10 protein-coding genes and 3 pseudogenes are annotated in these 15,354 nt (G+C 35.9%); 9 read left to right on the forward strand and 4 right to left on the reverse strand.

The window, feature by feature from the left end; translation table 11 throughout:
- Positions 1–802 precede the first annotated feature (802 nt).
- Positions 803–1,054 (forward strand): annotated as a pseudogene (locus BAU23_RS29715) (DUF3947 family protein).
- A 364-nt stretch (positions 1,055–1,418) separates the two neighbouring features.
- Here BAU23_RS29715 and BAU23_RS09285 read toward each other — a convergent pair.
- Positions 1,419–3,290: a YVTN family beta-propeller repeat protein gene (locus BAU23_RS09285; protein WP_071734205.1), complete on the reverse strand. Its 1,872-nt coding sequence runs from the start codon at positions 3,288–3,290 to the stop codon at positions 1,419–1,421.
- A 433-nt stretch (positions 3,291–3,723) separates the two neighbouring features.
- Here BAU23_RS09285 and BAU23_RS30145 point away from each other — a divergent pair, with 433 nt between their 5' ends.
- On the forward strand, positions 3,724–3,876 hold the full coding sequence (locus tag BAU23_RS30145; protein ID WP_016079377.1) for a hypothetical protein: 153 nt from the start codon (positions 3,724–3,726) through the stop codon (positions 3,874–3,876).
- A 670-nt stretch (positions 3,877–4,546) separates the two neighbouring features.
- Positions 4,547–4,852 (forward strand): heterocycloanthracin/sonorensin family bacteriocin, encoded by a 306-nt coding sequence (locus BAU23_RS09295; RefSeq protein ID WP_071734207.1) that lies wholly within the window; start codon positions 4,547–4,549, stop codon positions 4,850–4,852.
- A gap of 306 nt (positions 4,853–5,158) precedes the next feature.
- On the opposite strand, the gene BAU23_RS09300 is transcribed toward BAU23_RS09295, so the two are convergent.
- A complete protein-coding gene (locus BAU23_RS09300) occupies positions 5,159–6,061 on the reverse strand; it encodes a LysR family transcriptional regulator (RefSeq protein WP_083583322.1) in 903 nt (300 codons plus the stop codon).
- A 258-nt stretch (positions 6,062–6,319) separates the two neighbouring features.
- Between BAU23_RS09300 and BAU23_RS09305 the strand changes: the two genes are divergently transcribed.
- The 5 genes from BAU23_RS09305 (at position 6,320) to BAU23_RS09325 (ending at position 12,591) form a co-directional block, all read left to right on the forward strand.
- Entirely contained in the window at positions 6,320–7,009 is a 690-nt protein-coding gene (locus BAU23_RS09305) for an MOSC domain-containing protein (protein WP_071734211.1), read from the forward strand.
- 261 nt (positions 7,010–7,270) lie between these two features.
- Positions 7,271–8,155 (forward strand): GNAT family N-acetyltransferase, encoded by an 885-nt coding sequence (locus tag BAU23_RS09310; RefSeq protein WP_000526760.1) that lies wholly within the window; start codon positions 7,271–7,273, stop codon positions 8,153–8,155.
- 33 nt (positions 8,156–8,188) lie between these two features.
- Positions 8,189–8,785, forward strand: a complete 597-nt coding sequence (locus tag BAU23_RS09315) for a DUF1349 domain-containing protein (protein ID WP_071734213.1) — start codon at positions 8,189–8,191, stop codon at positions 8,783–8,785.
- 262 nt (positions 8,786–9,047) lie between these two features.
- Positions 9,048–10,802: an ABC transporter ATP-binding protein gene (locus BAU23_RS09320; protein ID WP_071734215.1), complete on the forward strand. Its 1,755-nt coding sequence runs from the start codon at positions 9,048–9,050 to the stop codon at positions 10,800–10,802.
- Positions 10,795–12,591, forward strand: coding sequence for an ABC transporter ATP-binding protein (locus BAU23_RS09325; RefSeq protein ID WP_071734217.1), 1,797 nt, complete (start codon positions 10,795–10,797; stop codon positions 12,589–12,591). The genes BAU23_RS09320 and BAU23_RS09325 overlap by 8 nt, the downstream gene beginning before the upstream one ends.
- A gap of 50 nt (positions 12,592–12,641) precedes the next feature.
- On the opposite strand, the pseudogene BAU23_RS30545 reads toward BAU23_RS09325, so the two are convergent.
- Positions 12,642–12,782, reverse strand: a pseudogene (locus BAU23_RS30545) (hypothetical protein); the annotation flags it as partial.
- 106 nt (positions 12,783–12,888) lie between these two features.
- A pseudogene (locus BAU23_RS31020) lies at positions 12,889–12,987 on the reverse strand (tyrosine-type recombinase/integrase); the annotation flags it as partial.
- 847 nt (positions 12,988–13,834) lie between these two features.
- On the opposite strand from BAU23_RS31020, the gene ltrA reads away from it, so the two are divergent.
- Complete coding sequence (gene ltrA, locus BAU23_RS09340) at positions 13,835–15,142, forward strand: group II intron reverse transcriptase/maturase (RefSeq protein ID WP_071734219.1); 1,308 nt, start codon at positions 13,835–13,837, stop codon at positions 15,140–15,142.
- Positions 15,143–15,354: the final 212 nt, after the last annotated feature.

Consider the following 15,354-nt stretch of genomic DNA (forward strand, 5'->3'; position numbering starts at 1 on the left):
TTAAAAAAATATACAGAGAAAGCAGATAAGTGACGTATCTACCTGCTTCTGCTGTAACAAAAGAAAGAAGTATTAGCCGTGGATACGGCGGCTTGAGAATAGTATGTATTGGTTTTGAAAAAATATTCAAGGAGTGAAGGGAAATGGGATGGGGACAAATTTGAGGGCTATTCACTCGAACAGCTTCGTACCCGTCACAGTCGGTATCCTATTGTGACGGGTATCTGACTTATATTATTGAGAGAACGGGACGGAAGGATGCCACGGTATTGTTACAGGAATCCAGACGGACCTGCGCGCTTGTCCCAGCATTCGTGAGTTGCGTCACGGCATTCAAGATAGCAGATCTTCTGCCAGATTTGACGGCCACGTTATAGTTCACGACTAGGGGGCGGACTGGGTCCTGATGGGGAAAGCGATTGAGAATTGCTTTATGATAGGTTGTTCTTAACGTGACGTTCGCTGTCAGCGTGAAACCTTCTATAGTAATGCCAGTCAGCGTTGTCCCGTTAAATGAGGTGAGTTTGACTGTAAGCATGTAACGGTTTTGCATATTTATTTTTCCTTTATTATTAGACTCAATTTATTTTATGCTTGTCTAACAATTTAGTGTAGACACTTGCATCATAATAAGTTGAAAGATATATAAGATTATATTTTGATAAGGCGTGGGGATTAAAAGAAGGCAGTTGAACAAAAACGCTATTTGAATAAAAGCTAGTGGACTAGTTTTTAACACTCACTGAAATTAATACTCATAATATACTTTGTAATAACTTATATGGAAGTGAGTTGAATACTAATGTTTTATTCATATTTTGATACCCGAGATAGAATGCGTCCGTATGGTACGGCGGGTATTACGTATAGCGGAGCACAAAGTACAATTTAAGCTGTTCAACAAGCGTTACAAGCACAGCAGCAAATGCAACAAATACAGCAAGGCATATAACCGTACTATTCATCTATGGAGTATTATTATCCAATGCATCATATTACACCATACGGAATTTCTGTTTCAATAATTCCATATGGAACTGTATACAATTTATAAAAATATGCGGGGGGAATAAATTTGAGTATTTATATAAGGGCGCAAGTACAGAGTGCCCTTATAAGAAATGATTCGTATCTGATGAATTAATATTCAATTAAATGTGTAATTAAGATTAATATAAAAATTTTATTTTGTATGTATTTGAAACACGAAAAGAGCACTTAATAAAGTGCTCTCATGACGAGATCATTCACTCAAAAGAAAGGAATACACCATATCATACGAAAAATATTTTGAAATGCTCTTGGGTAAATTAATTATTATTTGTAAAAAAAGCAGCTAGCAAAAGCTAACTGCTCAGATATTATAGGAATTAATGGAAGAACAGAGAGATATGATTAGTGTCTCTCTGTTTTTTATATTATTCGCAAATAAATCCGGTTGCTATACCAGTTGGAGCAACACCTACTGGGACCGTATCAATAACCGTATTTGTAGCAGTATTGATGACAGAAACAGTATTACTAGCTTGGTTTGTAACATAGGCGCGAGTGCCATCTGGTATGATAGTCACTTGGTCTGGTGATAGTGCAACCGGAATGGTATCGATGACGGTGTTTGTCAACGTACTTATTACAGAGACATTATTACTTACTTTATTTACAACGTAAATACGAGCTCCATCCGGTGTAATAGCTATACCAACAGGTTCGGTACCTACGTTAATTGTATCAATAACGGAATTTGTAGCGGTGTTAATAATAGAAACAGTATTGCTGTTTTGATTTGTGACATAAGCACGAGTCCCATCTAGTGTGAAGACGATTATCCTAGGTCGAATACCGACATTAATGGTACCAACAACTGTGTTGGTAGCAGTAGCGATAACAGAAATTGTATTACTTAATTCGTTTGCAACATACGCAAGACTCCCATTTGGAGAAACAGTAATTCCTTGCGGAGCGATTCCGACATTAATGGTACCAACAACTGTGTTGGTAGCAGCGTTAATAACAGAAACTGTATTATTACCATGATTTCCAACATAAACAGTTGTGTTATTTGGAGAAACAGCTACACCAATTGGATTAGCTCCAACAGGGATGGTAGCGATAACTGTATTAGTGGCAGTATCAATAACGGAAACGGTATTAGAAAAAATATTAGTAACATAAGCACGAGTTCCATTTGGTGAAACTGCTACTTCAAGAGGTGCATTATCTACAGTGATTGTATCGACTACTGTGTTTGTTCCGGTGTTAATTACAGATACTGTATCATCTGCAGGATCATCAATGGCTCCTGCGTTTGTAGCATAAACAAGGAAATTACATCCAGGTCCCGTCGGCCCAGTAGGCCCAGTAGGTCCCGGTGGGCAATCACAATCTCCCGATGGCCCAGTAGGTCCCGGTGGTCCTTCAGGCCCTTGGATACCTTGCACGCCTTGAGGTCCAGTAGGTCCTTCAGGCCCTTCAGTTCCTTGAATGCCCTGCACGCCTTGAGATCCAGTAGGTCCTTCAGGCCCTTCAGGCCCTTGAATGCCTTGCACGCCTTGAGGTCCAGTAGGTCCTGGTGGACCGGGAACTCCTGTTCCTGTCCCTGAACCAGTAGGTCCTGGTGGTCCTTGAATGCCTTGAATACCTTGCACACCTTGAGGTCCAGTAGGTCCTTCAGGCCCTTCAGTTCCTTGAATACCTTGCACGCCTTGAGGTCCAGTAGGTCCTTCAGGCCCTTCAGCTCCTTGAATGCCTTGCACGCCTTGAGGTCCAGTAGGTCCTTCAGACCCTTCAGGCCCCGTAGGCCCCGTCGTTCCAGTAATGTTTAATAGTGAACTATTCAAGACTCCTTGTAAAATTAAGCTAAATGTCTGCTGTAACAAGGGGTCCGATATATTTGAACAACTAATAAGTGAAGACAAGTTTTGGAATAGAAATTGGAATAATGCCGAGATTTGAGTGAGAGTTGCAGTAGGTAAGGAATTGATTAATTGGTTTATAGTTCGTAAAACTAAATTTCTATTTGGTGTATTTGGTTGTACTGCTATTAATAAATCATTTAATGCCTGTAATGCTGTTTGGAGTATTTGTCTAGTTGTAGGATTTGGTGTTGTGAAGAAAGAAAGGATAGCTTGGTTTAATTGGTTTATTATTTGCAATAATTCTTGTTGTTGAGAATTTGAGAAAAAAACAGGTGTACAACAATTACTTTGATTACAAGGGGATACAGAAATAAAGCAGGGGAGCTGAAACTTATCACACGAATTTGGTGAATTTGACTTATTATTATGTCTCATAAATAACTCCTCTAAAAAATTTTAAATGTTAGATATGTCTTGATAATTTATATTAGCAACTGAGTTTAAAGTATTTATGGGTATATGTTTAATATGAAATGTACAGAAATGTTTCTTCCTTCAAAGTATATGTCAATAAAGTGAAGATGATCTTGTTTTGTGTGTAATCATATATACAAATAAAATGAAGATGTTTTTATAGTACATATAATCAATACTTAGTTACTAATAAGGATGTTGTAATCATAGGAATAGAAGATATTATGACATATGATTTTATTAATATGACTCGCATTCCATATAACGGGCATCTGATTTGAATTTTTTCCAGTCCCTTAATACATTTAAGAGACTGGATTGTTTAGTGGAAATAAAACTTAATAAAATAATCCTTTTATAAGTAAGTAGATCGAACGGAGGGGAACCGTATCGTATGAATCAATTGTCATTTTCTGAAGGCATCGATGAAAAAGAGATGCGAAGACTTGTGGTGAAGGAGCTGAAAAACTACAAAGCATTGTGCGTTCGGATGAAAAATCAAGAAGAACAGGCTCAAGCGGGGGCATCGTTCTTTTTCCTAAAATGAAAGGTGACGATAAGAATCATGAGATACGTTTTAAACAAATTGAACGGACATTGAAATATGCTCTTGATAATGATCAACGTCAGATAACTGAGTTGAAGTATTTTGGGAGTGAGAAAGTCAAAGATTCCTATGTTTATAATGAATTGATGATGAGGCGTGATAGTTTTTATGAGAATAAAAAAATAGCTATCCGTTTGATAGCTATTACTTTAGGAATTATATGAACGTAGTTTTATTTTAGTGAAGATGAAATTATGATCTTTTGTATGACATAAATCTAAATGTTATTATTTAAATTCATATTTTATAATTTCCATTTATCCCGCATTAACGGGCAGTACAATTCCCACCTCAAAATTCGACTGGAGCAAAGAAGTTAGGTGGGAAATTAACTACCCGTAAACCCCCACTGATTAAAGTTTCACTTTATAAAAATGAGCCCATAGTAAAAATAACCTAAAAATAGGCATATGAACAAGGTACATCATCTAGTGATAGGTCATATTTTGTTGGTGTACGTATTGAACTTAGTTTATCCCGCTATATGTGGGCAGTAAAACTCCCCACTGATTAAAGTTTCACTTTATAGCGCTATTTCTACTTAGATTTAACGAACAGAAATATAGGTAAGCATCGATAGGATTGTAGTTTATAAACGGAGGTCATGAAAATGAATAAGTTTCAACAAGAACTACAAGCGTTAAGCCTAAATGATTATCAGTCTGGAAATATTGTGTATTGGGACCAGCAAAACCAATATCCATATTACTATATTACAGATGATGCTCGTCGCTGTGGCGGTTGTGGCCGTTGTGGTGGTGGTGGTCGTTGTGGCGGTTGTGGCGGTGGTCGTTGTGGTGGATTCCGTTGTTTTGGTTGCTTCGGTTGCTTTAGTTGTTTTGGTTGTGGTGGTTGCTCTAATTGTTCTAATTGTTTTGATGGTTTTAATGGTACTACTGTAACATATGAATATTGATAAGAGACAAAAAGGAATCCATTAAAAAAAGATTGATCGAAACGGATTCCTACTTTTTGAAGCATTATATAATTTTTATAAAAAGGTGCTAACAAGTTTGCAAACGGACTTGCTAACACCTATACGAAATAGACATAAAATATCGCTGATGTGTAGCTTAATAATACGATAATAATTAAGCATTTATAATGAATAATAGGTTATTAGAAAAGAAACCATAAAATGTAATGTTTTATATCATTATAAAAAGAGATTATTCTAATAGGTCGTTGTGTAACGGCTGCATAGGATAATCTCTTTTTATGTTTAATTTTGTAGAGAATGTACTGTTAACTTTAGTTGTTCAATAAATTCTCGGGTAGCAGTGCACATGTATTTATCTTTTCTATAAATAAGTCCTATATCTATTGTTGGAGTGGGGTTTTCAATTTTAATAGATTGAATGTGTTCGCTTTGCAAAAAATCTATATAAGGTTTTGGTAATACTGTAATTCCCATATCTTTTGAGACCATTTGAATTAAAGATTCCATCGTACTAATTTCTAAAATTGGTTTTGGTGTAAAGTTGAATTTTTGACAATGAGATGTAATTAGTTCGGTTAAAAAGAAATTTTTAGGTAAAAGAATTAAAGGGTAGTTCTGTAATTCAGCAATAGATACATGATCACGTTCAGTTAATCGATGACCGGTTGGTACGACTAATGTAAGTTCACTTTTATATAGTGGGATGGAAACAATCTCTTTATCTTGTACCGGGAGAAATGTAATGCCAATATCCAATTCATTTTGTAATAATTTTTCGCGAATTTCTCCTGTGCGAAGCCCTAACACAGATAGTTCAATATTTGGATATAAATTATTAAAATTTAAAATAGCCGGCGGTAGTAAATAATTTACGACGGTTAACAAAGATCCTATTGTTAAGGAACCGTGCTGTAATCCATTTAAACCTTGAATGGCAGAATGAGCTTGTTCGACTTCATGAAAAATGGTTTTACTATGTGATAATAAAATTCTTCCTGCTTCAGTTAAAGATATCTTTTTACCAATTCGATCGAAAAGTGGCATTCCCACTTCATGTTCTAATGCACGTATTTGTTGACTTAGTGAAGGTTGTGAAATGTTTAATTTCTCAGCTGTTTTTGTAAAATGTAACTCTTTCGAAACAGCTAAAAAGTATTCTAGTTGTCGTAATTCGATTGGAATCACCTCAAATTTAATCATAGGATATACCTATCATTATTATATAAATAATTGAATTGAACAATGATTCTATGAGATTTATAATCACTTTATCAGAAATGGATTGATTATAAAAATTAGATGAGGTGAGGAAGAATTGTTGAAATTGAACGCATTAGCAGAAAATTATACACAAGTACTTCAAAAAAGGGATGAGGCGGTTTACCGACAGGAATATATCATGTAACGCCTTTATATGTAAAATAAGCAAGAGGAGCGATTAGGATGAATAAAGTATATGAGATACTATCTCTAAACATAGGGTTGCCAAAAGAGGTTATATATGGAGGGAAGTTAATTCAAACAGGCATAAATAAAGTTGAAACAAAGGAGTCTATATATTTATCGTTTGTAAAATTTAAAGGTGATGGCCAAGCGGATTTAGTTCATCATGGTGGAGTGGATAAAGCAGTTTGTGTGTATTCGGGAGAACATTATGGATATTGGGAGAAAGAATTGAGTCAAGACCTTGTATATGGAGCCTTCGGAGAAAATATAACAGTTAGCGGTATGCGCGAAGAGGATGTTTGTATTGGTGATACGTTTCAACTTGGAGAAGCGATAGTACAAGTGACGCAGCCAAGACAGCCTTGTTTTAAACTAGCTAAGAAATACAATGTTCCAAAGTTACCGTTGTATTTTCAAGAAACAGGATATACAGGGTTTTATTTTCGCGTATTAAAAGAGGGATGGGTATCACCAGTCGATACGTTAAAATTGCTGAAGTCTGATTCGAAAGGTATTACAGTAGCGTTTGCTAATTGTATCATGCATAAAGAAAAACAAAATATGGAAGGACTAAAAAGAATTTTAGAAGTACATGCGCTTTCTACTAGTTGGAGAAAGACATTTGAAAAACGAATGAGGGGAGAAGAAATTAATACGAAGGAGAGGACTGAAGGAACTAAAGATTAAATAAATATTTTATTATAAATGGTGCATTTCTATTAGTAAAAACTCATTAGAAAGCGCTATTTTTATATAATAAACTTATTAATATTCAAAAAAAATTAATATTGGTTTATTCGACTTATTTTTAAAGAGTCAAAACATAAAATTAATTAGATTCTTTTTTTATGTTTTATGATACTATATTGATTTGTAAGGCCTATAATTTTATGGGTAGGTCTTATAAGTTTATCTAAATTTAATGGAATCGACGTATGGAGGTACAACATGGGGAATATCGAGAAAATTGCAAATCTTCTATTAGAAGAACCGGAAAGAGAGCAGTTATTTCCTTTATTTGATGAAGTGTTTGGGATTACAAGTCAAACATTACATGATTTTTCAGAGAAAGGATATTGGGATTATACATATAAAGCTTTATCATTTATACAAGATGATAAAGTGATTGCAAATGTTGCGGCGTTTTCACTTCCATTACTAATTAATGGTGAAAAAATAAATGCAGCGGGTATTCAATCAGTAATGACACATCCGAATTATCGTAGACGAGGATTAATGAAACAATTGTTTAGTAAGTTGATAGAGGAAATAGATGAGCAATGCGAGTGTGCGGTCTTGTTTACTGAAAATCCGGAACTATATAAACCATTTGGTTTTCAAATTGTGCAAGAATATTTGATGACAGTATCATACGAAAACAAGAGTGATAAAGATTCTCAACTTAAAAAGTTAGATTTTTATAATGAAGAGGATAGACAATTAATACATGAGATTATTGAAAATGGCCAAAGGCTTTCTAATAAATTTTCAACGTTAAATTACCGCTCTTCGTTTTATTTAAATATGTATGATTCAACATGGAATGAAAACCTTTATTATTCAGAGAAATTAGATGCGCTGATTGTTTTTACAGTAGAAAATCAAAAACTAAAATTATTTGGGGTATTTGCGCCGGTAATTCCGATTTTAGATGAATTATGTGAGGAAATCTCTGGGGAATTTACGGAGATTGAATTTTATTTCTACCCAGATCAATTAGGAATTGATGATGTACAATATACAGAATTACAGACTAGTAAGTATTTAATGGTTCGAAGTAATAAAGAATTAGATTTTAAAGGTTATAAATTCCCGGTATTAACTGAGTTTTAAATATTAATTTAAATGCTTTTTTATGGAGGAATTATGAAAACATCATATATACCAAATCATATTGAGCAACTTACTGTAATGAACGCACCTAAATTTTACAAACTTGAAGACAATGATACATTCATTGTCCATTCGAAAGAAGAAACAGATTTTTGGCTGAAAACCCATTATGGTTTTGAAGTAATGAATGGCCATGTATTTTATGATGAGATAATGACAGATTTTCAGGCTGAAGTTCAATTGCGCATGAATCCAAATGCGACATACGATCAAGCGGGTTTATTTGTTATGATTTCTGAGAAGTGTTGGTTAAAAACATCTTTAGAATATATTCCTGAGGGGCCATCACATTTAGGTGCTGTCGTAACGAATAATGGCTATTCTGATTGGTCAACGCAAGACTTTCCAAATGAGTTTGCTAAGCAACAATTAAGTTTTCGAATTATTCGAAAACTTGGTGATTATACAATATATGTGAAAACGAGTCAGCGATGGGAACAAATAAGAATCGCTCATTTGATGGAGGACATAGGTAATGAGCCTGTTAAAATTGGTTTTTATACGTGTAGTCCTTCAGAAAATAATGGATTCGAGACCGAGGTTTTCGATTTTAAAATTGAACAAATATAGATAGGAAAACCGCATTCTTACTAAATGAGAATGCGGTTTTTATTAAGTTAAAGAGTATTCACATCAACTGGCAGTGAAAATGCCTGGTAGATTAAAGTTCCATTTTATTGACTAAAAATGATTTAAAACTTATCATTTAATAATGTTAAATATTAATTTGCATAATATATTAGAAGTAATGAAGAAATTCTAGACTATATCGCTTAAATAAGGAGGAATATGAATTATTCAATGGTAATTTCATGAAAAAAGGAGATTATGTATGAAATCATTTCGCAAGTTGTTACAGTATTTAAAACCATACATGTTCTTCGCTATTATTGGACCGCTATTTATGGTACTTGAGGTTGCGATGGACTTAATTCAACCGACAATTATGCAACATATTATTGATGTTGGAATTGCAAATCGGGATTTGAATTATGTAATAAAAATGGGGCTTCTTATGATAGGGGCAGCAGCGATCGGTTTAGTTGGAGGACTTGGTTGTATGATGTATTCTACAAAAGCTGCTGTTAATTTCGCTACAGACATACGAAAAGATGTGTTTGCGAAAATAGAAACATTTTCTAGCAAAAATCGTGATTCATTTGGAACAGGAAAATTATTAACGATTGTTACAAATGATATTACATCCGTTCAATCGGCGATGACGATGACGTTACGTGTACTTGTTCGTGGACCGTTGTTATTTATTGGAAGTATTATTATAGTCTTTGTAACAGCGAGAGACCTATTTCCTATTTTACTTGTTGTCGTACCAGTTTTATTAGTTGCAATTGTATTGATTGCAAGTCAAGCGAGCGGTTCATTTAGACGAGTACAAGAAGCATTAGATAAAGTAAACACAAAGCTACAAGAAAATTTATCCGGTGTACGCGTTATAAAAGCATATGTAAGACAAAAATATGAAATCTCACAGTTTGAGAAAGTAAATAAAAATTTAACTGGAATAAATATTCGTGCTATACAAATTATTTCATTGATGATGCCAATTATTATGCTAGTTGTAAATGGCGGGATTGTAGCAACTTTATGGATTGGTGGCGAAAAAGTTTTTAACGGCACACTCCAAGTAGGGGCCATTTTAGCTTTCATAAATTATTTAAATATCATTTTAATGTCACTTATGTCTATTAGTATGGTATTTATTCAAATTGCCCGTGCTTTTCCATCAGCTGATCGTGTACAACAAGTCTTACATACTGAAGTTGACATTAAAACTGAAGGTGACGTATATGAACCAAAGCAAGTGGATGGTAATGTAGAGTTTAAAAATGTTAGTTATAGTTATACGAAAAATAATGAATATGTATTAAAAGATATTTCATTTACTGTACGTAAAGGTGAAAAAATAGGGATTATTGGATCTACTGGAAGTGGTAAATCTACATTGGCGAAACTATTGCCGCGACTTTACGATGTTGATCAAGGTGAAATATATATAGACGATGTCAATGTGAAAGCGTACGATTTGCAAAAACTTCGTGCTTCAATTGGCTTCGTTCCACAAAAGGCACTTCTCTTTTCAGGCAGTATAGAAGAGAATTTACGTTATGGAAAAGAAGATGCCACTTATGATGAATTGGAATTAGCGTCTTCATCTGCTTGTGCGACTGAGTTTATCAATAAGCTGGAAGACTCTTATCAATATAACTTAACACAAGGTGCAACCAATCTATCTGGCGGTCAAAAACAACGTATATCTATTGCAAGAGCCTTAGTGAGAAAACCATCTATTCTTGTATTAGACGATTCTACATCGGCAGTTGATGCGAAGTCAGAATCTGTAATACAAGAAGCATTAAGGTCGAGATATAGTGGCACAACGACATTTTTAATCGCATCAAAAATATCCTCTATTATAGATGCTGATAAAATTCTCGTTCTGGATAACGGTGAATTAGTTGGAAGTGGTACGCATGAGGATTTATTGGCAACTTGTGAAGTGTATCAGGAAATTTATCTTTCCCAAGGTGGTAACCTGCAGCAAGAAGGAGGGGAAGAGCGTGCGTAATTTTCAAGGGCAATTTGGAAATAAAGGTGGACGTAATAATCCGAAAAAGAGAAAAGCAAAGAATACTAAAGGAACTATAATGAGAGTATGGAACTACATGGGGTATCAAAAAGCATCTCTTATGTTCGTTATTATTCTTGTATTTATCACGACATTACTCGGTTTACTTGGGCCATATTATATGGGGGTCATCATTGATGAATATATTGTACCGAAGGATTTAAGCGGGACAGCGAGAATGTGCATGCTGCTCATTGCAATATATGGGATAACCGTATTGTTTACATGGTTACAAACATTTGTCATGATTAATGTTGCATTAAAAACAATACAAAAAATACGACAAGATATTTTTGAGAAAATCCAAACACTTTCTCTACGATTCTTTGATGTACGTTCTCAAGGTGATTTAATGAGCCGTGTGACAAATGATATTGATAACTTAAATCAAGCTTTGACACAAAGTGTTGTGCAAATCATTTCATCAGCGTTAACGTTTATAGGTGTAACAATTGCGATGTTTTCATTAGATTGGATTTTAGCAATTGTCACTTTAATTACGGTACCTATTATGTTTTTCGTTACAAAAAAACTAGTTGCTTATAGTGGGAAAAACTTTGCGAAGCGTCAAAAGGACTTAGGAGAATTAAATGGATTTATTGAGGAAGCTATTACAGGTGCAGATGTAACTACGTTATATGGAAAAGAAAAAGAAACCGTACATAACTTCAATGAAATTAACGAACAGTTAAGAATTTCAGCAACGAAGGCTGAAACATTTTCAGCATTTATTTTTCCGAGTATGAACTTTATTAATAACTTAGGAATGGGGCTTGTAATTGGAGCTGGATCAGTTATGGTATTAAACGGAATGACAACAGTAGGTGTCATTGCTGCTTTTATTAACTATTCTCGTCAATTCGCAAGACCGCTTAGTCAATTTGCAACGTTAATGAATACGATTCAAGCGGCAGTTGCTGGCGGAGAACGTGTCTTCGAAATTATGGATGAAGTACCAGAAATTCAAAATAAAAAAGATGCAGTACTTGTACAAAATTTACAAGGACGCGTTACGCTTGAGAAAGTTTCATTTGGATACGAACAGGACAACATGATTTTAAAAGATGTGAGTCTAGAGGCGAATCCGGGGGAGACAATCGCTTTAGTCGGTCCAACTGGATCAGGAAAAACAACGATTATAAATTTGCTAACTCGCTTTTATGACATTCCAAAAGGACAAATTAGTATTGATGAAAAAGATATAAAGGATTATGATATTAATTCTTTACGGAGTAAAATAGGCGTTGTTTTACAGGATACGTATTTATTTGCTGGGACGATTATGGATAATATCCGTTATGGACGACTAGATGCAAGTGATGAAGAAATAATTACTGCAGCTAAGGCAGCATCGGCGCATTCTTTTATTAAACATTTACCGGATCAATATGAAACAGAAATTGCTTCAGAAGGTTCAAATTTAAGTCAAGGACAAAAACAACTTCTTGCGATTGCACGAGCAATTTTAGCAGATGCAGATATATTAATTCTCGATGAAGCAACATCTAATATTGATACGAGAACAGAATTGCAAATTCAAGCAGGATTAAATAATTTAATGAGAGGGCGAACGAGCTTTGTAATTGCTCATCGACTGAAAACGATTGAAAAAGCAGATCAAATACTTGTAATAAAAGATGGAAGTATTTTAGAGAGAGGAAATCATGAAACTCTCATGGAAGATGGAGGGTTTTACTTTGATTTGTATACGAGTCAGTTTAAAATTTAACAAAAACATTGATGTGGTGAGGTTTCTCTAGAAAAGAGAAACCTCATTTTTTATATTTGCAAACATTGCCATCCGAAAAGTCTATCACTGAATGTTTTAACAGCGTCCTTTTGCAGACTAGGTGAAAAATGTGAATAGCGATTTAAGGTTAAGAAAACGTCCTTATGATCCAATTGTTCACTTGCAATATTTGGATGTACTCCTTGTTTTAAAAGAAGCGTTGCATGAGTATGGCGTAAATCATGAAATCAAATGTTTTTTAATTCGGATTTTTTCAAATAGGCTTTAAATGTATCAAGAAAACCACTTTTGTCTTCTTTTTCCTGTCTCTGAATCAGCTCCGATATCGACAATAATACACCACTTTGTTCCTTTTTTTCGAATATGTCCTTTCACTTAAAACATTCCTTCATTGATTTTTGAATCATGTTGTAAAAGTCTATTTGTAATTTTGCTGCTATGAAAATTACATGTTTGGGCATATCGGCGATGGATATATTTTATCATATATAAATTAAAACATTTTGGAGTCGTCTATTTAGTAAAGAAATTAAAATTATAAGAAATATGATTTTTAGTATATTTTTATCAGTTGGTGTATATATGTTGTATTTATTATTTTTGGATTTCAAATGAAATTTCTTTAGCTGCTTCTAAAGCTATTTTTTTAGCTTCTGTTTTAAAATAGGCTGCAGCTAAAACGTATCCACATCGATGGCCCATTGGCGTGTCCAGATAAGGACACATTATCTAGTTGGTGAAAGTCCAATCGGGAGAATAGACTCCACTCCCGTAGCCTGAGAGGCGCCATGAAGTGAAAGCGACATGGCGAAGCCCTCTGACATCACATGCAAAAGGTATGTGGGCAAATCTCCAGGTTGTAACGTACAGTGAACGTAGATGTAGCCTCGTTACACGCAATTCCGGTGGCTGAGACGGTCGATAACGTGCGAAAGCAACAAGAACTGACCGAAACGAGTCTGGAACGGCAGTTCTCACCGGCGGGGTATCAGCGGCGACATGGAGAGAAAGATAATGTGGAAACTGGAGAAGCCCTCGACACCCGATGAAGAAACCTCATCGAGGAGGCCGTCTCTATAACCGCGATCGGGAAGTGAGAACGGTAGGTGTCAGGGTGGCGGAACGGATCGTAGTACCAGAGATCTGCGTGCAGCAAAACGCGCGGGGAGGAAAGGGTCCGAACCTGTAAACATTTCGTATGACTAAAGGAGGCAAGGGTGCCATGACAAAAACACCCATCACTTTGCAGGAACTAAGGCAACGAATCTATCGAAAGGCGAAGTCTGAACCTACGCACCGGTTTTGGGGGCTATTTACCCACATTACCAAAATGACAACCCTTCACGAAGCATATCAACAGGCGAGGAAAAACAACGGTGCTCCAGGCATTGATGGAAAAAGTTTTGCTGATATAGAACTCGAAGGAGTTATCCCATTCTTAACGGATATTCAAGAGGAATTGCGAGCTGGAATATACCGACCACAAGCCAATCGAAAAGTAGAAATCCCAAAGGCAAACGGCAAAATGCGAACGCTGCAAATTCCGTGTATACGAGATCGTGTAGTACAAGGAGCGCTAAAACTCATATTAGAAGCAATTTTTGAAGCTGATTTCTGTCCTAACTCGTATGGGTTTCGGCCGAAACGCTCTCCACATCAGGCATTGGCAGAAGTACGACGCAGTATATTACGCCGTATGACCATAATAATTGATGTTGATTTGTCACGCTACTTTGATACAATCCGACACAACATATTATTGGAGAAAATCGCGAAACGTGTCCAAGACCCACAGGTTATGCATCTTGTAAAACAGGTAATTAAGGTAACAGGAAAGATCGGTGTCCCGCAAGGGGGGCCATTTTCTCCACTAGCCGCGAACATTTACCTCAATGAAGTGGATTGGACATTTGATACCATTCGACGCAAAACAGCTGAGGGCAATTACGAAGCTGTAAACTATCACCGTTTTGCCGACGATATAGTTATCGCTGTAAGCGGACACTCCAGTAAAAGTGGATGGGCTGAATTGGCATTACGACGACTGTGGGAACAGTTAAAGCCTTTGGGAGTTGAACTGAATCTGGAGAAGACTCAGATGGTCAATGTCCTAAAAGGAGAATCCTTCGGATTTTTAGGATTTGACCTGAGACGAATACCGAACCGAAATAAGAATGGATCCTTCGTTTTCATGATCCCGAAGAAGAAAGCTCGCACGACAGTGAAAGCGAAAATTCGCGAACTCATTCAAAACGCAGGAGCGAAGCCAGCACAAGACTTAATAAAACAAATCAATGCCGTACTGACTGGATGGGTGAACTACTTCCGGGTTGGGAACTCTAGTCAAGCTTTCAGTGAAGTACGTGATTATACGGAGATGAAAATTCGCACACTGTTAACGAGAAGGAAACGACGACGAAAGCGTAGCATCGGATGGCAGAGATGGAGTAACGAATATCTCTATGGTGTACTGGGGCTTTACTGGGACTGGAAAGTCCTGCCCCTGAAAAGTGCAGAGAGTTTCCGATGAAAGTGTCTGCCATTTGATAGGTCTCATAACCCTTTTGATGAAGTTTATGGGGTGAGCTGCTTGAGGGAAAACCTCACGAGCAGTTCTTATGGGGAGGAGCTGGAAACGGGTCATAATCGATACCGCGCCAGTTCTTTACCCGACAGCTGTTATTTAAAATATGGAAATCTTGGTTTCGAATTCATCGTTGTAAATCTATTAAACAAGAGCGA

The sequence above is a fragment of the Bacillus nitratireducens genome, assembly GCF_001884135.1.
Classification (GTDB): Bacteria; Bacillota; Bacilli; order Bacillales; family Bacillaceae_G; genus Bacillus_A; species Bacillus_A nitratireducens.

Bases quoted from the DNA above. Each gene is read 5' to 3' on its own strand.
- BAU23_RS09315 (WP_071734213.1), top strand. From the start codon at position 8,189: ATGAAAACATCATATATACCAAATCATATTGAGCAACTTACTGTAATG.
- BAU23_RS09285 (WP_071734205.1), bottom strand. From the start codon at position 3,290: ATGAGACATAATAATAAGTCAAATTCACCAAATTCGTGTGATAAGTTT.
- BAU23_RS09320 (WP_071734215.1), top strand. From the start codon at position 9,048: ATGAAATCATTTCGCAAGTTGTTACAGTATTTAAAACCATACATGTTC.
- BAU23_RS09295 (WP_071734207.1), top strand. From the start codon at position 4,547: ATGAATAAGTTTCAACAAGAACTACAAGCGTTAAGCCTAAATGATTAT.
- BAU23_RS30145 (WP_016079377.1), top strand. From the start codon at position 3,724: ATGAATCAATTGTCATTTTCTGAAGGCATCGATGAAAAAGAGATGCGA.
- BAU23_RS09310 (WP_000526760.1), top strand. From the start codon at position 7,271: ATGGGGAATATCGAGAAAATTGCAAATCTTCTATTAGAAGAACCGGAA.
- ltrA (WP_071734219.1), top strand. From the start codon at position 13,835: ATGACAAAAACACCCATCACTTTGCAGGAACTAAGGCAACGAATCTAT.
- BAU23_RS09305 (WP_071734211.1), top strand. From the start codon at position 6,320: ATGAATAAAGTATATGAGATACTATCTCTAAACATAGGGTTGCCAAAA.